The organism is Extibacter sp. GGCC_0201 (assembly GCF_017566055.1).
Lineage (GTDB): Bacteria > Bacillota > Clostridia > Lachnospirales > Lachnospiraceae > Extibacter.
In genome coordinates this window covers 1-18,439 of sequence record NZ_JABFCH010000032.1, presented here as the reverse complement: position 1 = coordinate 18,439, position 18,439 = coordinate 1, and the positions used below count along the sequence as shown (strand labels likewise).

20 protein-coding genes are annotated in these 18,439 nt (G+C 49.3%); 14 read left to right on the top strand and 6 right to left on the bottom strand.

Going from position 1 to position 18,439, the window contains the following annotated elements; genetic code table 11:
• Positions 1 to 25 precede the first annotated feature (25 nt).
• Together HJV72_RS17065 and HJV72_RS17060 are read right to left on the bottom strand one after the other, a co-directional pair.
• Positions 26 to 1,441 (bottom strand): four-carbon acid sugar kinase family protein, encoded by a 1,416-nt coding sequence (locus HJV72_RS17065; RefSeq protein ID WP_208072818.1) that lies wholly within the window; start codon positions 1,439 to 1,441, stop codon positions 26 to 28.
• Positions 1,442 to 1,472: 31 nt separating this feature from the next.
• Positions 1,473 to 2,366 (bottom strand): NAD(P)-binding domain-containing protein, encoded by an 894-nt coding sequence (locus tag HJV72_RS17060; protein WP_208072817.1) that lies wholly within the window; start codon positions 2,364 to 2,366, stop codon positions 1,473 to 1,475.
• A 212-nt stretch (positions 2,367 to 2,578) separates the two neighbouring features.
• Between HJV72_RS17060 and HJV72_RS17055 the strand changes: the two genes are divergently transcribed.
• From HJV72_RS17055 to dhaL, 5 genes are all read left to right on the top strand, one after another.
• Positions 2,579 to 3,232, top strand: coding sequence for a GntR family transcriptional regulator (locus HJV72_RS17055; RefSeq protein ID WP_208072815.1), 654 nt, complete (start codon positions 2,579 to 2,581; stop codon positions 3,230 to 3,232).
• Between the two features lie 150 nt (positions 3,233 to 3,382).
• Positions 3,383 to 4,375 (top strand): aldo/keto reductase, encoded by a 993-nt coding sequence (locus tag HJV72_RS17050; RefSeq protein ID WP_208072813.1) that lies wholly within the window; start codon positions 3,383 to 3,385, stop codon positions 4,373 to 4,375.
• An 80-nt stretch (positions 4,376 to 4,455) separates the two neighbouring features.
• A complete protein-coding gene (locus HJV72_RS17045) occupies positions 4,456 to 4,845 on the top strand; it encodes a VOC family protein (RefSeq protein ID WP_208072811.1) in 390 nt (129 codons plus the stop codon).
• Positions 4,846 to 4,869: 24 nt separating this feature from the next.
• On the top strand, positions 4,870 to 5,871 hold the full coding sequence (locus tag HJV72_RS17040) for a dihydroxyacetone kinase subunit DhaK (protein ID WP_208072810.1): 1,002 nt from the start codon (positions 4,870 to 4,872) through the stop codon (positions 5,869 to 5,871).
• Positions 5,872 to 5,876: 5 nt separating this feature from the next.
• Positions 5,877 to 6,512 (top strand): dihydroxyacetone kinase subunit DhaL, encoded by a 636-nt coding sequence (dhaL, locus tag HJV72_RS17035; protein WP_208072808.1) that lies wholly within the window; start codon positions 5,877 to 5,879, stop codon positions 6,510 to 6,512.
• A gap of 57 nt (positions 6,513 to 6,569) precedes the next feature.
• Here dhaL and HJV72_RS17030 read toward each other — a convergent pair whose 3' ends face one another.
• From HJV72_RS17030 to HJV72_RS17020, 3 genes are read right to left on the bottom strand one after another with little or no spacing between them, the layout of a single operon-like run.
• Positions 6,570 to 6,908 carry a cupin domain-containing protein gene (locus HJV72_RS17030; protein ID WP_208072806.1) on the bottom strand — a complete coding sequence of 113 codons (339 nt, stop codon included), beginning with the start codon at positions 6,906 to 6,908 and terminating at the stop codon, positions 6,570 to 6,572.
• A gap of 26 nt (positions 6,909 to 6,934) precedes the next feature.
• Positions 6,935 to 8,497, bottom strand: a complete 1,563-nt coding sequence (gene lsrK, locus HJV72_RS17025; protein WP_243765688.1) for an autoinducer-2 kinase — start codon at positions 8,495 to 8,497, stop codon at positions 6,935 to 6,937.
• A gap of 19 nt (positions 8,498 to 8,516) precedes the next feature.
• Positions 8,517 to 9,458 carry a sugar-binding transcriptional regulator gene (locus HJV72_RS17020; protein WP_208072804.1) on the bottom strand — a complete coding sequence of 314 codons (942 nt, stop codon included), beginning with the start codon at positions 9,456 to 9,458 and terminating at the stop codon, positions 8,517 to 8,519.
• Positions 9,459 to 9,813: 355 nt separating this feature from the next.
• On the opposite strand from HJV72_RS17020, the gene HJV72_RS17015 reads away from it, so the two are divergent.
• From HJV72_RS17015 to HJV72_RS16985, 7 genes are all read left to right on the top strand, one after another.
• Positions 9,814 to 11,325, top strand: coding sequence for a sugar ABC transporter ATP-binding protein (locus HJV72_RS17015; RefSeq protein WP_208072801.1), 1,512 nt, complete (start codon positions 9,814 to 9,816; stop codon positions 11,323 to 11,325).
• 2 nt (positions 11,326 to 11,327) lie between these two features.
• The gene (locus HJV72_RS17010) at positions 11,328 to 12,341 is read left to right on the top strand and encodes an ABC transporter permease (protein ID WP_208072800.1); all 1,014 of its coding nucleotides are present in this window, start codon (positions 11,328 to 11,330) and stop codon (positions 12,339 to 12,341) included.
• A complete protein-coding gene (locus HJV72_RS17005) occupies positions 12,334 to 13,341 on the top strand; it encodes an ABC transporter permease (RefSeq protein WP_208072797.1) in 1,008 nt (335 codons plus the stop codon). The genes HJV72_RS17010 and HJV72_RS17005 overlap by 8 nt, the downstream gene beginning before the upstream one ends.
• 71 nt (positions 13,342 to 13,412) lie before the next feature.
• Positions 13,413 to 14,525, top strand: a complete 1,113-nt coding sequence (locus tag HJV72_RS17000) for a substrate-binding domain-containing protein (protein WP_208072795.1) — start codon at positions 13,413 to 13,415, stop codon at positions 14,523 to 14,525.
• A 105-nt stretch (positions 14,526 to 14,630) separates the two neighbouring features.
• A complete protein-coding gene (gene lsrF / locus HJV72_RS16995; protein WP_208072793.1) occupies positions 14,631 to 15,518 on the top strand; it encodes a 3-hydroxy-5-phosphonooxypentane-2,4-dione thiolase in 888 nt (295 codons plus the stop codon).
• 12 nt (positions 15,519 to 15,530) lie between these two features.
• The gene (locus tag HJV72_RS16990; protein ID WP_208072791.1) at positions 15,531 to 15,902 is read left to right on the top strand and encodes a VOC family protein; all 372 of its coding nucleotides are present in this window, start codon (positions 15,531 to 15,533) and stop codon (positions 15,900 to 15,902) included.
• A 6-nt stretch (positions 15,903 to 15,908) separates the two neighbouring features.
• Positions 15,909 to 16,343, top strand: a complete 435-nt coding sequence (locus HJV72_RS16985) for an RbsD/FucU family protein (protein WP_208072789.1) — start codon at positions 15,909 to 15,911, stop codon at positions 16,341 to 16,343.
• Between the two features lie 119 nt (positions 16,344 to 16,462).
• Here the strand turns inward: HJV72_RS16985 and truA are convergent, their stop codons facing one another.
• Positions 16,463 to 17,200, bottom strand: coding sequence for a tRNA pseudouridine(38-40) synthase TruA (truA, locus tag HJV72_RS16980; RefSeq protein ID WP_208072787.1), 738 nt, complete (start codon positions 17,198 to 17,200; stop codon positions 16,463 to 16,465).
• 172 nt (positions 17,201 to 17,372) lie between these two features.
• Between truA and HJV72_RS16975 the strand changes: the two genes are divergently transcribed.
• Together HJV72_RS16975 and HJV72_RS16970 are read left to right on the top strand one after the other, a co-directional pair.
• Entirely contained in the window at positions 17,373 to 17,870 is a 498-nt protein-coding gene (locus tag HJV72_RS16975; protein WP_208072785.1) for a hypothetical protein, read from the top strand.
• A complete protein-coding gene (locus tag HJV72_RS16970) occupies positions 17,867 to 18,343 on the top strand; it encodes an acyl-CoA thioesterase (protein WP_049727802.1) in 477 nt (158 codons plus the stop codon). The genes HJV72_RS16975 and HJV72_RS16970 overlap by 4 nt, the downstream gene beginning before the upstream one ends.
• Positions 18,344 to 18,439 lie beyond the last annotated feature (96 nt).

The window sequence follows — 18,439 nt, the reverse complement described above, 5'->3', positions numbered from 1 at the left end:
TACGCACCGTCCTGCACGTTTCCAGTTACTGACAGAAGAAGGAGATGACATGCTTCAGCGTGTCAGCCTCCCCTACATTGCCCGGGAAGATGATATAGGGGATGCCCGGGTACCGGCTGTCGGGCCCCGTCTCCCAGGCGGGGATGCCGGGAGCCACCTGGCCGAGCACCACGGCATGCCTGATATGCAGCGCTTTCGTGGCAATGTCGCTGGAAGTGATGCCGCCCTTGGCGATGAGGAAGGAAGGGGCCGCATCTATCTGCGCGGCAAAGGACTGCAGGGCGTCTGATATGGACACGGAACGCTTTAAGACGGTTTCCTTCGTGTCACTGTCATAAATCAGCTTCTTTCTCTTCGTATAGATGACCGCATGCCTGCCTTTCCGGATGCAGGAGGAGGCCAGGGACAATATCCGCTGCCGTTCCGTTTCAAGGCCCTCCGGGTCGGTAATGAGGTCCGAGTTAAATTCCAGCAGCTCGATTCCGTCCAGCCCTTCCAGCATGTTAAGCTGGGCCGTCGTCTTGCTGGTGTAGGATCCGATAAGGACGAGCCCTCCATGGCGGAAGGAGGAGCGGACCAGCTCGCCCCGCCTAAGAAGCGTCCTGTCGGGTATGCCGGCCATAACTTTCACAAGAGAGGCGGCACTTCGGAAGAGATACCGCTTTCCTTTCTTCATTGCGCGGTACAGTGCGGTGCAGAACACCTTCAGATCGCAGTAGTCGGCTGCGTTTACAATAATTTTCTGGAAATCTGATGCTGAGAGCAGAAGTGACTCGACGCCGAGCGTATCCGCGCTGCGAAGTAAATCCAACGGAACGCATATGACATCGCCGGCAAGGTACCGTCCCTCTGTCTTTTCCTCTACATACTGCCTCAAATCAGAAGAAGCATACCCGAAGGTAGAATCTCTGGCAAATTCCGTCCTGGCAGCAGGGATAAGCTCGTCCCCGGACAGGACATAGTGGATATTGTCCACGGTGAAGCGCCCCCCTTCTTTGAAGAACGGGCACAGAATCTCGCCGTCGATAGTGCGGCCGGTACATTCCTCGTATGTATTCTTCAGCACTTCCGTCTCAAGCGGATAGTGTCCTCGCAGCGTAGAGTCGCTCCGGCTTATGATAAGATAAGGGGTGCCCGTCTCCATGGAGATCCGGTGGATCGTCCGGGCAATCTCCTTATGAAGTGCGGCACTTTCTGCGGCGGACAGCGCTCTGGAGTTGGTCAGGATATAGAAGAGCGCTCCGGGTTCTTCGAAGCCTTCCTTTATGCTGTCATAATCCCAGCATGTGTATACGGAAACGTCGTGAACCGTCTGCGTACCGGTCGGGTCGTCGTCCAGCACGACCATCTTCCCCTTATATGAATGGATCTCCTCTGCAAGAAGCTCGTCGGCCGTTGCCTCGTCAGGCCGTGGATACTCGTTCAGTGCATCTTTATTCATAACGATCATTCCTCCTTTTTTTCCTTACAGTTCAGATGTCCTGCTTCCGGACCTTGCAGTCGGCCAGGTTTTCAAAATATTGTACAATCCCGCCGTGGTCTTCTCCCATATGGCCTTTTACCTTCATGACCTGCATGATTTCAAAGAGTTGGGAAGTAAGCGGTATCGGAGTGCCAATCAGATGCGCTTCTTCTACTACATTCTTAATATCCTTGTGATTGATATAGATGGGACCGCCCGGTTCAAAATTACGCTCCAGAATCATCGGCAGCTTGGCGTCAAGCACCGCACTCCCGGCCAGTCCGCCCCGGATAGCCTTGTATACTTTCTCAGGGTCGGCCCCCGCTTTTGTAGCAAAGACAAATGCTTCCGATACGGAAGCTATCGTCATATTTACGATAATCTGATTGGCAAGCTTGGCGATGCTCCCGGTTCCCGTACCGCCGACAAGAAGAGCACTGGAGCCCATCATCTGAAGATAGGGGAGGACTTTCTGGAATGTCATATCATCTCCGCCGGCCATAAATGACAGCGTACCGTCAATTGCTTTCGGCTCTCCTCCGCTTACAGGCGAGTCCAGAAAAAAGCAGCCCTTTTCCTGAAGGAGGCGGGAACAGAAGTGGGAGTCCTCCGGCGCCACAGAGCTCATGTCGCAGACGACAGTTCCGGAGGCAATGGCCGTGCAGACGCCATCTTCATCAAATAAGACTTCTTTTACGATTCCGCCGCTTGGAAGCATGAGAAATATGATATTGCATGTACTTCCAATCCGCTTGGGAGTAGACTTGACAGCACCCACCGAGACGAGATGGTCAGAGAGGGATTCCCTTACATCGTATACATGAAGTTCCACGTGGTGCTTAAGTAGATTCAAGGCCATTGGAGTCCCCATGATTCCCAGGCCGATAAAACCGATTTTGTCCATAGTTTATATTCCTTTCCGCTGCATATGCAATTGCATCATAGCATAATGATAACAAATACCGGTATACCGGTCAATGGAAAAATATTAATTTAATAATATTTACTATATATCATCGGCGATTATTGTGCATGTTTTAGGGAGAAGAAACTTGACCCGCTGACAGAAATTATTATATGCTTTACTATAGAATGAATATTGAGGGGGAAACCACGATGAAGCTACTGAAGCCACTGCAGATGCAGGCATATGAGTATATGAAAGAGAAGATTCTGAACAATGAATTTACACCTGGGGAGATCTATTCCGAGACAAAGATCGCTACTGAGATAGGCATCAGCAGGACACCGTTCAGGGATGCCGTGCAGAGACTTGTACAGGAGGGATATATCGATATCATACCGAGTAAAGGGTTTATGCTGCATGAGATGGAAGTAAGGGATATTGTAGAGACGTTTCAAGTCCGTACCGCAATCGAAGGATACTGTGCGATGCTTGCGGCAAGAGAGGCAGATTCAGACAAGGCAGGAGAATTGTTTGCAGAACTGGAAAGGCTGATGGGGAAGCTGGTCGAATCTGCGGAGGAAAATAATATGACCCGTTTTGTCGAGTGTGATAACCAGTTTCATCTGATGCTCGTGGCTTATGCCGGCAATTCTGCATTTGATGAGATGTTCGGCATGTATATCCACCGCATCCGGAACATGGCAATCTCATCTCTGATGCATCCCGGACGTGTGGCAGAGACGCTGAGAGAGCACGAAGATATCATAAGATCGATGAAATCAGGTGATATCGAAGCCGTCAACACAGCAATCGCTGCACATATGGAGAGACCAAAAGAAATTATGCTCGGTGAACGCAGCTAAGTGTGTGTGCATAATGCACAAATTCAATTGGAGAAGATATAAATAATACACAAAATACACAAAAACAGTTGACATCATGACGATGATTTAATATGATTGTCTCATGAACTAACCGGTATACCGGAATACAGATATTAGGAGGAACAGATTATGGAATATTTCAAGACAGCCGTAGACGGGCTGGAGATTACAAGGGTAGGGCTCGGAACATGGGCAATGGGAGGCTCCGGATGGGGCGGCATCGTCGATGAGCCGGCGATAGAATGCGTAAGGGCAGCGATTGATATGGGAATAACTCTTGTAGATACGGCACCGGCCTATGGCGCCGGACATTCCGAAGAGCTGGTCGGAGAAGCACTTTCAAAGCCAGGCTACAGAGAGAAATGCGTGCTTGCCACAAAATGCGGCCTGAGCTGGGATGAGAATGGCAACGTCTACAGAGATTCACGGCCAGAGACACTGAGGAAAGAACTGGAGGCAAGCCTTCGGAGACTGAAGACAGACCATATCGATATCTATCAGGTACACTGGCCGGATGAGAAGACTCCGATAGCTGAGACGGCACAAGTCATGGGCGAGTTTCTGAAGGAAGGGAAGATCCGCGCCATCGGCGTATCCAACTATACGAACGCGATGATTGACGAGTGGAGGAAAACAGCACCCATACATACGATTCAGCCTTCCTTCAACATCCTGGAAGACAAGCTCTTCGAGAATCAGCTTCCATACGCGAAAGAGAACCATATCACCGTATTGGGATACAGCGCGCTCTGCCGCGGAATGCTTCACGGCAAATATACCGTTGACACGAAATTCAACGATGGAGATATGAGAGCGGAGGATGATCCGAAATACCAGGGTCAGAACTTTGTGAACCATCTGGCGGCGATAGACGAGCTCAAAGAATATGCAGCCAGATTAGGCAAGACGGTAGCTCAGATCAGCGTAAGATGGGTACTGGAAAAAGGAGTCAGCTGTGCCCTGCTCGGAGCGAGGCGTCCTGACCAGTTAGATTTTATTCCGGGCTGCGTAGGATGGAGCCTGACAAAAGAACAGTGTGATGAGATGGAAGCGATTGTCGCAAAACATGTTCCGGTACAAGTCGGAAAGGATTTCTTGGCACCGCCTTTGAGAGAAGATTAATGGAGAAGGGTAATGTGTATGAGAATAGTTCCTGCACATTACCCTTTTCATAGAAACATCATAAAGACTGGAGGAGACAGATGCTGAAGGCGATTGACCATATTACGGTAAATATGGCAGATAAGGAAAAGAGCTTTTGGTTCTACGGTACCATTCTGGGACTTAAAAAGCGGAACGATATCGACATGGGCGACCATTTTCTGTACTATTATGAGCTGCCCGGAAACTGTCGTCTGGAACTCATAGAATATGTGGCGGATAACCGTCTCAGGTCGGGTATGCATACCGACCGCGGCGTATACCGGCATTTTGCTCTCGAGACAGATGACATAGACAGACTGAAAGAATTATTTGTGCAGAATGGAATAACGATTCTGGAAGGGCCAAAGCCAAGCAGCAAGCTCGGAGTGAGGTTTATGCTTGTGGAGGATCCGAACAAAGTGGAGATAGAGTTTGTTGAAAAGTTGTAGGATATATTCTGTGGAGGAAAATCTATGAAGAAGTTTATAAACGAAGCGGATAATGTAGTTGACGAGGCGATGGAAGGTTTTACGTCTTGCTACAGCAATTATTATGAGAAACATCCGGAAGTTAACGCAGTCATCTCGAAGAAGCCGAGGAAGGATAAGGTGGCCCTTGTCATAGGAGGCGGGAGCGGACATGAGCCGATGTTCAACGGATTCGTCGGCGAGGGGCTTGGCGACGCGGCGGCGTGCGGCAACGTCTTTGCCTCCCCTGATCCGGGAACGATATATGAGACTGCTCTTGCGGTGGAAAGCGGCAGGGGAGTCCTGTTCGTATACGGAAACTATGCAGGGGACAATCTGAACTTTGATATGGCACAAGAGCTTCTGGCAGACGAAGAGATTGAAGCCGCACATGTAAGAGTATGGGATGACTGCGCATCCGCGTCAAAAGAACGTATGACCGACAGGCGCGGTATTGCCGGAGACCTGTTTGTCATCAAGATAGCCGGTGCGGCCTGTGACAAAGGCATGGAGCTTGCCGACGTCGTCAAGGTGACGGAAGCCGCAAGGGATAACCTTCGCAGCATAGGGGTCGCCACGTCGCCGGGACAGATACCGGGCCTCGACAAGCCTACCTTCGAGATTGGTGACGACGAGATGGAATACGGCATGGGTATACATGGCGAACGCGGAATCGAACGCACGAAGATGAAGCAGGCAGATGAGACAGTGGAATATCTGTATAAGAACATAAAAGCGGATATGGAGCTTGCAGGCGGAGAGGAAGTATGTGTCCTCATAAATGGACTTGGAAGCACGACAGTTCTTGAGATGAGCATCGTATACAGGAAGCTTAAGGAACTGTTGGATGCAGACAGTATCAAAGTACATGACGCGGATATCAACAGCTACTGCACGTGTCAGGAGATGGGGGGATTCTCCATATCTCTTCTGAAGCTGGACGATACTTTGAAGGAATTATATGATATGCCGTGTTACAGTCCGTATTATGCTAAGAAAGGAAAATAGATGACATGGAAAAGATGAATGCACAGCAGGCGAAGGATATGCTTCTCTATGTGGCAGACACTATTATAGAAGCAAAACCGATGCTCACAGAAGTAGACAGCGCCATCGGAGACGGCGATCACGGAATCGGAATGGCGGGAGGTCTGAAAAAAGCCAAGGATAAGCTTCTTAAGATGGAAGAGCCAGACGACGTGTATGCGGTATTTGCCACTGCCGGAAAAGCGATGCTTATGAGCATGGGCGGAGCCTCCGGTGTCATATTCGGGAGTATGTTCCTGGGTGGAGCTAAGGGGAAGGAACCGGTGACAGAAGTCGGACCAGAGAAATTTGCTGATATGATGAAGAGCAGCCTGGCAGTTATCAAAGAGCGGGGCAAGGCGGAGGTAGGAGATAAGACTATGGTAGATGCGCTCTCGCCTGCCGTGGACGCTATGCTTGCGTACGCAGGCGAAGGATTCGTGCCGATGCTTGATAAAGCTCAGGAGGCAGCACGGTGCGGGATGGAAAGCACAAAAACCTTTGAGGCAAAGTTCGGGAGAGCCAAGACGCAGGGAACGACAATCGGTTTCCAGGATGCAGGTGCTACGAGTGTGTGGATTATCGTAAAGGCCATGTATGAATATGCGGCAAAGGTGAGTTGAAAAAGAGGAATAAAAACTGCAGAATGTCATTTGAACTGACATTCTGCAGCGGAGGAATCAGTCGACCTCGATCTTATCAGATTCCTGATATGGTGCAAGCGTTGAAATCATCTTTACCGGCCCGCCGGAATTGTTGACCACATAGTGCACCTCTTCCGGTTCGATATGAATCAGGTCGCCGGCTTTAAGCGTATGGGTGGTGCCGTCCACGATGATGTCCACCTCACCTTCGAGGATGAAGAAATTCTCCTCCATGATATTGTGGTAATGTGCTTTAAAATCCTGTCCGGCCTGGAACTGTACTACAGCGAAGTTGCTGCGGGGCCCTTTCATGAGATATTTCGGGCCGCTGTCGCCAAAACGGTACTCCTTTTCGTTTTCATTGATGATGAACATGATATGTATCTCCTTTCATTGTTATATTATAAACCTGGCGCTATCCACATGTTTTTGGTAAGCTTTCTGTCGGCCAGCTCAAGCTGGGCACGGTATACTTCTTTCCAGGTTTTATACAGTTTGTTATATGTATCGTGGTTTGGCGCATCCGGGTAATAGGTGCTCTCTATGTGACACAGATTCTTTGCAGTCTGGCGTATATCTTGGAAGATGCCGACGCCTGTTCCGGCGAGGATGGCGGCACCGAGCGCGGTGGCCTCACGCACCTTCGGTACGTGTACCGGTATACCAAGCACGTCCGACAGAATCTGGCACCAGAGCGGGCTCTTTGAGGCGCCGGACGCAAACGTAATCTCTTCCGGCAGTTCACCGGTCACAGAAGCGACGAGTTCCATGTTGCCACGAGTGACCATTGCGGAATTCTCCATGATAGCACGGTAGAACGTATAGCGGTTGAACTTCTCGGCATCAAGGGCAAAGTTGGTAAATGTAGGGGCTGCGTGCTTCCAGTTGATGAAGTTCATGATATCAGAGAAGGCGCAGAGCATCCCGTTGCTGCCTGCCGGTATTTTTTCAGCCTGGATATTCATGTAGTAATAAGGGTCCTTACCGGATTCTTCCGCCTGCTGTTTCTCAAGCTGGCAGAAGGCGTCCCGGTACCAGCGCATCACCAGGCCCGGATAGAACGCAAGCGCTTCATACTGCCAGATACCAGGTACGGCGTGGCAGTTAACTCTCACACGGCAGTCCGGATCCGTCTTCACCGTGTCGGTATTGTATTCAAACTGCCAGAAGCTTCCACCAAATACGGCAGCCTGCTTCGGCGCCACGACTCCGACTCCGATACAGCCAAGCTGGGCATCACCGCCTCCAGCGATGACTGCAGACGATTCGGACAGCCCGGTCTGTGCTGCAGCAGAAGAGGAGATATGCCCGACCACCGTTCCGCTTTCCTGCACCGACGGATAGATGTCATCTCTGATACGGCATTTCCTGGCGATATCTGTATCCCACGTTCTCGTGGAAAGGTTGAAGATTCCGGTAGTGCAGCCATTGCTCGGCTCGCATGCCAGTATACCGGTTAGCCTATAGATAAGCCAGTCGTTGAACATGCTCACGTAAGCAGTTTTTTCGTACACTTCTGGCATCTTGTTCTTCACCCATAGGATGCGGGGAATAGCATCCAGGGCAAAGGTCTGGCCGGATACGGAATATATGTCTTTTTCCAGCGAGTCAGACAAAGCGCGCAGTTGGGATACTTCGTCGTTAGAGCGTGCGTCCACATTGGCACACGCCCATATTTCACGGAAACCGGCATCGTAGAGTACGATACCCTCCCGCATGCAGGTAGTGGAGATAGCCGCAATATCCGAAGGGGATATCTGTGTATCTCGGATTACATTTTTGATGCACCGGACCGTAAGGTTCCAGTTGTTGTCCCAGTCGAAATCCATAGAACCCGGATAACGAGGGTCTTCGAGATGCTCCCATTCATGCTGGGATACACCGATCTGATTGCCGGCCGTGTCAAAAAGGACAGCGCGGACGCTTCCGGTACCGGCATCAAGTGCCATCAAGTAGCTTGCCATAATATTGACCTCCTTATAATTAATACTTGTTTAAAAGTTGCCTTGCTGTAACATCATCGGTGATAAGAATATCCAGGTAGCTGCCGTCCAGTGCCGCTGCTATGGCAGGAAGCTTTTCGATACCGGTTGCCGCGCCTATCACGTTGTTGAGCTGCTTGAGCTTATCAAGAGGAGTGCTGATGATACGTGCATCAAAGTCCGCGTTGACAAGCCGGCCCTGCGCGTCTATAAAATGGGTAATCAAATCGCCTACCGAACCCTGCATCTTCAGCAGCAGATAGTCATTATTCGTCAGGCGGGATGACTTGAGTATCGTAGCATCCGTGTTCATACCGCCGATGCCTATCAATGTGAGATTGGCCAGTTCTGTCATCTTCGTTATCTCAGCAAGAGAATCCTCTTCCATCATAGACTCGGCCAGTTCCTTCGACGACATGATAAGAGGTGCGGGATACAGATACAGCTTGGCACCATATATGCTGGAATGGGCGTCGGGCAGATAATTGGTGATGCCGCCGGTCAGAGATACGAGTGAAATCGTTGCAGAGACGCAGCGGGAAAGATGGCTGAGTGTGCGCATGACCGTCTCACCATAGCCAAAGTTGATATAACAGTTATCCGTCACATGGTTCTGGATATACATGGCAGCGGCCTTGGCTACCGTTTCGGTCTGGTTATCCTTATCCGAACCTGCAGGGACGATATAGCAGTCCTTCAACTGATACTTGTGAATGAGTTCCTGTTCGATAGAGAGAAATTCGTCGGTATCAGGCTTGATGTGTATCTGTATGATTCCTTCCTGGCGGGCGCGGTCCAGCAGACGGAGCACCTTGATGCGCGAGATGCCGAGCTTTTCGGCGATGGCCTGCTGGGTAAGGCCTTCCATATAATAATACCAGGAAGCTTTGTAAAGCAGATTTTTTTCAAACTGTGTGCTGTTTTCTGTACTTATATCAGACATAAATCCTCCTTTTGTAATCTTGGATGTACAAAAGTACCGTTAAGGTGCAAATGTTTTGCATATAAATTATAACAGTATATAGGCGCACTGTCAAATCTAATTATATAAAAATTTCACTTCATTTGTTTTGGGATAAGGCAAAGTGCATAAAAGATAACGTGATATTATGACTAAAATATATAAAACAACAAATGTATGTAACAAATATGTTGACAAATTATGAACGAAAATGTATGATGATACTAAATCAGGACATCGGTATACCGGTGTGGAAATACCATTACAATGATAAACAAATGTTTTTGGATAAAACAAAAGTTTAAAATCGCAACTAACTGGAATGGAGGTGCATAAAATGGAGGATGTTAAGAACAGGTCTGCCGGCGCTGCGCTGCTGGAGGTTAAGGATATACGCAAATCCTTCGGCTCTAACGAGGTGCTCAAGGGCATTAACATGAAACTGCACGAAGGGGAAGTGATAGCCCTTATCGGAGGCAACGGTGCCGGCAAGAGTACGCTCATGAAAATCATAATGGGCATATACCAGCAGGACGAAGGTGACATATATATCAATGGAGAACAGATAGACATATCCAAGTCTTCAACTGCCCTTGCCAATGGGATATATCTCGTGCCTCAGGAGCCGATGCTTTTTCCGAACATGACTGTGGAAGAAAATGTTGCCATGGGATTTGACGAAAAGAAAAATGAGATACACAGACGTATGGTGGAGATGATCGAACATCTTGGCTGGGATCTGAAACTGGATCGGAAAGCGAACACGCTGTCGATTGCAGAACAGCAGCTTGTAGAGATACTGAAAGGACTTCTTCGGAATGCGAGAATCCTTATACTCGATGAGCCGACGTCATCACTGAGCTTCAATGAGGCAGAATCGCTGTTTAAGCTTGTAGAAGAGCTGAAGCAGAAAAACATCGGTATCTTTTATATCACGCACAGGCTGACAGAAGTGTTCCAGATTGCGACCCATGTGGCTATCATGAGGGACGGTGTCGTAAGCCTGAGCGGAGAGGTATCCGAATTTGAAAAAAGCCATCTCGTCAAAGCTCTGCTTCCGCCGGATTCCGAACTTAAGACGGCAGGTGAGAGGGTAGAGATAGACTATACGTCAGCAGAACCGGTGCTGGAACTGAAAGACTTCAGCGGATACGGGTTCAGCAATCTGAACCTGGAAGTATACGCAGGCGAGATTCTCGGCGTGGCCGGAGTCGTCGGTGCAGGCCGGACGGAATTTGCCACGACGATATTCGGCATGGACAAGGTGAAGTCCGGCAAGGTGCTGCTGGACGGTGAAGACATAACAGGATTCAGCACGAGAAGAGTGTTGGACAAAGGCGTCAACTATGTGCCTGAAGACAGGTTCCTGAACGGAATCTTCAAGATAAGGGAAGTGGGATGGAATATTTCGTCTGCCCAGATACGGAACATGAGCAGGCTGTTCCTCAACAGGAAAAAGGAAGCAGAACTGGCAGACCAGTATATCAGCGATTTTCGTATCAAGGTCACAGGTCAGGACCAGATTATGGGATCGCTGTCAGGCGGAAACCAGCAGAAAGGCGTCATTGCCAGAGCGCTGTCGACGAACCCGAAAGTTGTAATTCTGGATGAGCCGACCCGTGGTATCGATGCAGGCGCGCGTGGAGATGTGTACTCCATCATAGGAAAGCTGAAAAAACAGGGAGTGGCAATATTGCTCATATCCTCTGACCTGGAAGAAATAGTAGAACTGAGTGACAGGGCGGTGTCTATGTACCAAGGACATATCAATCATACATTTACAAGAGAAAAGATTGACCTTGATAATCTGACAGCAGCGTCATTCGGAGTGTACGAGGAAGGAGAGTAATTATGGATAAGATAAAAAAAGCGCTGAAGGCCAGGGAGCTGTCTTCACTGCTCTGCCTCGTAGCTATGTTTCTGCTTGTCGGAGTCGTGAATCCAAGTTTCCTGAAGCCGCAGAATATACTGCTATGCTTTAACGGTTCTATCGTATATGTACTCATCGCCATAGGAATGGCATTTGTAATATTGACAGGGGAGATTGACTGCTCCATCGGAGCACAGCTCGGCCTGTCCGCAGCGGTGTGCGCGACCTACCTGCGGGAAGGGGCGTCCTGGGGGATGGCAATCGGCCTCTGCATCCTGGTCGGCCTCGTATGCGGCACGATCAACGGCATCGGAGTCACTGTCCTGAAGATACCGTCCATCATCATGACGCTTGGCACGAACGGCATATACAGGGGACTGATATATCTGTATACAGGAGGCAAATGGGTGGAGAACCTGCCCTCTGGCTTCAAACAGCTCGCCCAGAAGAACGTGGTGGGAAACCTGAGCTGGTTTTTCGTTATGGATCTGGTGATCATGGTGCTTATCTTCCTGTTTCTGGTCAAGACAAAGAGAGGAAAACGGTTCGCGGCAGTGGGAGATAACGAGGCAGGCGCCAACCTGATAGGAATTCCCGTGCAGGCGACAAAGATGAAGGCCTTCATGATATGCGGACTGTTCGGAGCGTTCGGGGCAATCCTCTATGTAAGCCGGGTCGGATTCGTTACGGCGATATCCGGTAACGGTTATGAGATGAAGGCGATTGCAGCATGTGTCATCGGTGGTATCAGCCTGACCGGCGGAGTAGGTACGGTCATAGGTGCATCGATTGGCGGCATCATCATGGCGTCCATCAGCCGTCTGCTCGTATTTTTGAAGATTTCTTCCGATTATGACAATACGATAACCGGTATCCTTTTGATTGTAATCGTAGTCGTGGATGCCCTCGTACAGAGAAGGTCGGTAGAAAAGGCCAGAAGAGAAAGGCTGTCGGCTAGGGTAACTGCAGCTGAGGGAGGTGCTTTGAATGAATAAGATAAAAGGGCTAAGGAGCAAAGTCTTCAGCTGGGAAATGTTTTTGATTGTGATACTGCTCGTTGAAATCCTCGTATTCGGACAACTGAATCCAAGGTTTCTGCGTCTGAACGTACTGATGGGAAGTATCAATGACTTTATCTCCATATGTATCATTTCACTGTTCGTCACATTTGTAATGGTGACGGGAGGTATAGATATACAGGCAGGTTCCATCGTGGGTCTGACATCCATTACGATAGGGCTGCTCTGGCAGGATAAAGGCTTCAACGTATGGGCGGCAGTGCTCGTCAGCATTCTTGTGGGAACACTGTGCGGACTCTTGAGCGGTTTCTTCGTGGCATACACGGGAGTACAGCCGATGGTGGTCACCCTCGGAGGGTCGTTCCTCTATTCAGGTCTTGCGCTTGCGGTTGTCAATATGTCATCTTCCGAGGCATATGAGGGAATCAGCGGTTTTCCGGACACATTCATGAAGCTGTCTTCCGGGAATATTGCAGGCATGCCAAACCAGCTCGTCATATTTATCGCACTTGTCGTCATCGCATATATACTTCTGCACAAGACGAAGTATGGACGGTACATATTCCTCTGCGGCGTGAATTCAAGCGCATGCCGGTATTCAGGTATTCGGGTAAGGCCGATTATCATGAGTACGTACGGACTGTCCGGCATGAGCGCCGCACTGGCAGGTGTCGTACTTACAAGCTATCTCGGTTCGGCCAAGTCTGACCTTGGAAGTTCACTGACGCTGCCTATCATCACGGCAGTCGTCCTCGGAGGGACGTCCAACCTCGGAGGAAAAGGCGGGGTGGTCGGGACGGCTCTGGCAGCATGTGTCATCGGAATCTTGAAGTTCGGATTGAACATGTCGGGCATGGCGTCTCAGTATCTGGATATACCGGTCGGAATTCTTCTGATTATCGTGCTTGCGTTCCGCATGACAGGAAGCGGCAACAAGAAGCTGCTGGCAAGGCTTAAGAAGAACAGAAGCAGATAAGGGCGGCCGGCTCACAAAATGGTTATTATAAGTGTTTATAATAATAAAAAATATTAAAGGAGGACGAAAGAATGAAAAAGAAACTCATCAGCGCATTATTATGTGCAGCCATGATTGCTACTATGGTAGTTGGTTGTGGAAAATCCGGGTCTGACTCAGACAGCAAGGATTCAGGCGACAAGAAGGAATCAGGGGATAATCTCCAGATTGTATTCGTTCCAAAAGTTACAGGAAACTCTTTCTTCGAGTCAGCTAACGACGGAGCGCAGGAATTTGCCAAGAAAGTCGGCGGCTTTGAAATCAAGTATGACGGCAGCGCTACAGCTGCAGTTGCAGACCAGGTAACTATTATCAACAATGCAATTAACCAGGGTGCTGACGGTATCGCGGTATCATCAGTAGATGCCACCGGTCTTGATGAAGTTATGAAGAAGGCCATGGATGCCGGACTGGCAGTAGTGACTTGGGACTCTGACGTTTCTGCAGATGCAAGACAGATTATGGTATCCCAGGGCTCTCCTGAGATTCTTGGAGCGTTCCTGCTTCAGCTTTCTGAAAATGCGCTGAAAGCTTCTGGCCTTGATCCTGCAAAAGATGCGGTCAAATACTGCTGGCATTATTCTCAGGCTACCGTAACAGACCAGAACTCATGGCATGACGCGGCTGAGAAGATGATTGCTGAGAAGTATCCAAACTGGGAAAATGTAGCTCCAGACAACTATTACAGTGAGCAGGATGCTGAAAAAGCCATCTCAGTAGGCGAGTCTGTACTGACAGCACACGAGGATATCAACCTCGTCATCTGCTGCGACTCTACAGCACTACCGGGACAGGCACAGGCTGCCCAGAACCTTGGAAAGACGACGAAAGATGTCGCTATCACAGGCTTTGCAACACCGAATGCTATGAAAGACTTCTGTACGGCAGGCGTAGTGAACAACTGGGGACTGTGGGATACAGGCTTACAGGGATCTATCGCTAACTACATGGCTTACTATCTTGCTTCCGGCAATAAAGTGACCATCGGCGACAAAGTAGACATCCCTGAAATCGGTGAAGTTGAAATTGTAGACAACAGCGAGATCACAGGAGATGAAGCTGACAATGTGGACGGTTCCGGAGTTGTGTTCCTTCCAGAACGCGCTGAATTTAATGCAGACAATATGGATGACTATGACTTCTAAGCTGTTCCGTACATATGAGTGACATTTCACATACATGCAAGTCCTTTTGCCTTGGGCAGGGGGGCTTGCGTGTATTACGTAAAATCAAAAGGAGACGAAAAAATTATGGCAGATGTAGATGGATTAAAGGTAGCAAAGAATTATCATGTAGATGAACCGTTCGCCAAGAACGGCGGTTTTCATGTTAAAGGCATGCAGGACGTAGACTGGGGGATGAAGAAGCGTCTGTCTAAGATCTTCCAGCCAGAGAGCGGCCATACGGTGATGCTTGCGTTCGACCATGGATACTTCATGGGTTCTACGGCAGGGCTGGAGAGGCTTGACCTCGTGATACCGCCGCTTATGCCATACGTAGACGTACTGATGGGCACAAGAGGCGCCATGCGCACATGTATCCCTGCAGACAATAACAAAGGAATCGCACTCAGGGTGAGCTGCGGCTCTTCCATGGTGGACGAAGACCTGAGCCACGAGGTAATAGGTGTCAGCATCGAGGACGCTGTCAGGATGGACGCGAGCTGTATGGCGGTGCAGACATTCATCGGTGCGGACGGGGAAAAGGAAAGCCTTGACAATCTATGTAAGACGGTAGATGCGGGCCTGAAATACAATATACCTACCATGGGTGTCGTGGCAGTGGGCAAGCAGATGGAACGTACGAGCAGATTTTTCAAGCTTGCAACGAGGATACTGCCGGAGCTTGGTGCACATATTGTGAAGACATATTACTGTGAAGACTTTGAAGAAATCGTATCCGCGTGCCCGGTACCGATTGTCGTTGCAGGAGGCAAGAAGCTGCCGGAGGATGAGGCGTTGACGCTTTGCTACAAGGCAATATCGGAAGGTGCTTCCGGAATGGACATGGGAAGGAATATCTTCCAGAGCAACCATCCTGCAGCGATGGCCCAGGCTGTGAACATGATTGTCCACAAAGGGGCTTCCGATAAAGAAGCATATGAATGCTACCTTGACTTGAGCAGCCAGGATAAGTAGAGGAGGCTGCTTATGGTCAAGTTCAATCATTATAACTTTAATGTACTAGATCTGGAGAAAAGCCTTGCTTTCTATGAAGAAGCCTTAGACCTGGCTCCTGTGAAGGAGAAGCGGGATCCGGACGGCGCGTTTATACTCGTATATCTTGGAGATGGAACCGGAGGATTTACGCTTGAGCTCACGTGGCTGAATGGGCGTGAAGAGCCGTATAACCTGGGAGAAGGAGAATTTCATCTGGCGTTCACGGTCGATGACTTTGATGAGATGTATAAAAAGCATAAAGCGATGGGCGTCATCTGTTATGAGAATAAGGAGATGGGCGTGTACTTTATCGCAGACCCGGACGGATACTGGATAGAGATTGTTCCGGAAGAGGAGATGTAGAGCCTTATGTTAAAAGGAATACCTAAAATAATATCCCCTGAACTGCTGAAAGTATTAAGCGAGATGGGGCACGGGGACAGGCTGGTCATTGCTGACGGCAACTTTCCCGCACAGTCTGTCGGAAAAGACGGCATCGTCATAAGGTGCGACGGCCATACGGTCCCCGAGATTCTGGATGCCATACTGAAGCTGTTCCCGCTTGATTATTCCACGGACAAGCCGGTCAAGCTCATGGAAGTGCCGGAGGGAGAAGATGTAAAGACGCCCATCTGGGACATCTATAAGGTCATCATCGGAAAACATGATGAGCGTGGAGAGGTTACGGTGGAAAATATTGCAAAGCCGGAATTCATAAAGATGGCGAAAGAATCATATGCCATCATCGCCACCGGCGAAGGGGCACTGTTTGCCAACATTATGCTTCAGAAAGGCGTCGTCTGAATGAGCCGGGCATGAATCGAATGTCGCGAATCGGCGAAAGGACGTGGATCACACGGGACAGATATAAGGCATAAGCCCTGTATCTGACAACCGGGTGTTTCACGTCCCTTTTGGTTTATTTAATAGGAAACCTCCTGAAGGTACAGCCCCTTTGGGTCACAGGGGACGCTGACCGGCTTGGTACCGGCAAAGATTTCCTCGATGTCTTCTTTCTTACGTGTCCCAAAGCCGATTTCCAGAAGCGTGCCGACGACGAGGCGGGCCATGTTGTGGAGGAAATCATCTGCATGTATGAGGATCTGCATTTCCTCCGTATCACCGTACACTTCTATCTCGAATATTTCCTTTACGGTAGTCTTGTTTTTCTTTACTGTGGAAAAGTTCTTGAAGTCATGCTTGCCGATGAACAAAAGGGCGGCCTGCTGCATGAGCTTCTTGTCCGGAATCTTGAAACAGTGGTATGTATATTTGCGGTCAAATACGCTCGGTACATCGTCAATCGTCATACGGTACACATAAGTCTTGGATGTGGCGTTAAGCTGCGCGTGGAAACGGTCCGGCACATCCTCTACATTGGTGATGGCAATGTCCATCGGAAGATACCGGTTCAGATAGTGCTTGATATCTAATAAATCCATATCCGATTCTGTCTTAAAGTTGGCTACCTGCGCATATGCATGTACGCCTACCTCTGTCCGGCAGCCGCAGTTCAGCTCGATGAGATACTCGCCTGTCATCTTGCGCAGCACTTCAATGATTTTATTCGATACCGTGTTGTTGGACTCCTCCTTGCCAAGGCGGCTCCAGCCCTGGTACCGGCTCCCGTCATATTCTATCGTCAGTCTGATGTTCCTCATATTCCTTCCGCTCCTTTATCTTCTCTATATATTTGGTCTTGCAACCTATGCTGTTCATTCATATGTGTTGTATGTAATTCAGTACATGAAAAATCAGTTTAAGTATACCAGATCTTATGATATAATGAAAGGGCTTGGCAAGAAATTGTAGAAAGTTGCAGAAGGAAGGGGAATGCATATGGTACGCTCCATGTCAAAAGGAGAACTCATACGTCATGGCTGCCTCTGGGCAGGCAATGTACAAGAGGCATTTGAAACATATGAGTCTGTCATCATATCCGCCGACAGCAGAGAGAAGATGACGGCATATTTTGGCAGAATTCTGGAAGCAAATGAAGATATCGCCTATGCAGACTTTTATTATCCGGTCCTTAAAGAGGAGCAGAAACAGAAGTTCCTGTCAGGGCTTGACAGCCGCCAGATGGCTGTCCTGCGGAAGATGGAGACGGTAAGCAGACAGGTATACTTTCGTGTTGATTGGGAGATTATGGAGTTTCTTCTGGAGATTACGGTCGCGGGCTGGCTGTTCTCCACTTTTTACTTTGCTCATAAAAAAGCCATGATCTGGGGAAATTATAATATGGAATTTCCGGTATTCTGTGAAGAGAAGGCAACACTTGCCTGCTATACAGAACTTGCCAAAGAATGCGGATTGGAGTGTCATGAATGAAAGCTGAGAGCAGAAAAGTATCAGAATCAGTGGTCGAGACCGTCCATATGGTCAGGCCGAACCACTTAAATGCAGCGGGCCGTCTGTTCGGCGGCATGCTCATGCAGTGGATAGATGAAGTGGCGGGGCTGGTAGGCAAACGCCATACAAGAATGAATGTTATCACCGCATCGGTGGATAACCTGCGCTTCCTCCGGGGGGCATACCAGAGGGACGTGATCATCATTATCGGCAAGGTGACATACGTAGGCAAGACTTCCATGGAAGTAAAGGTAGACAGCTACGTGGAATCGCTGAGCGGAGAACGCACGCCAATCAACCATGCGTTCTTCACCATGGTCGCGCTGGACGGCGAAGACCATCCGACGCCGGTTCCAAGGCTCATCCTGGAAAGCGACGAGGAAAGGGAAGAGTGGGAGAAGGCCAAGAAAAGAAGAGAGATCAGGATGATGAGGAAAGAGGAAGGCTTCTGATGAAGGCGGCGCCCGGCTATATATACGCCCGGAGGGAGACGGGGTCGTGTAAGATAAAGTGTGTAATTAAGAAACTAATCTAATTGCACACTTTGT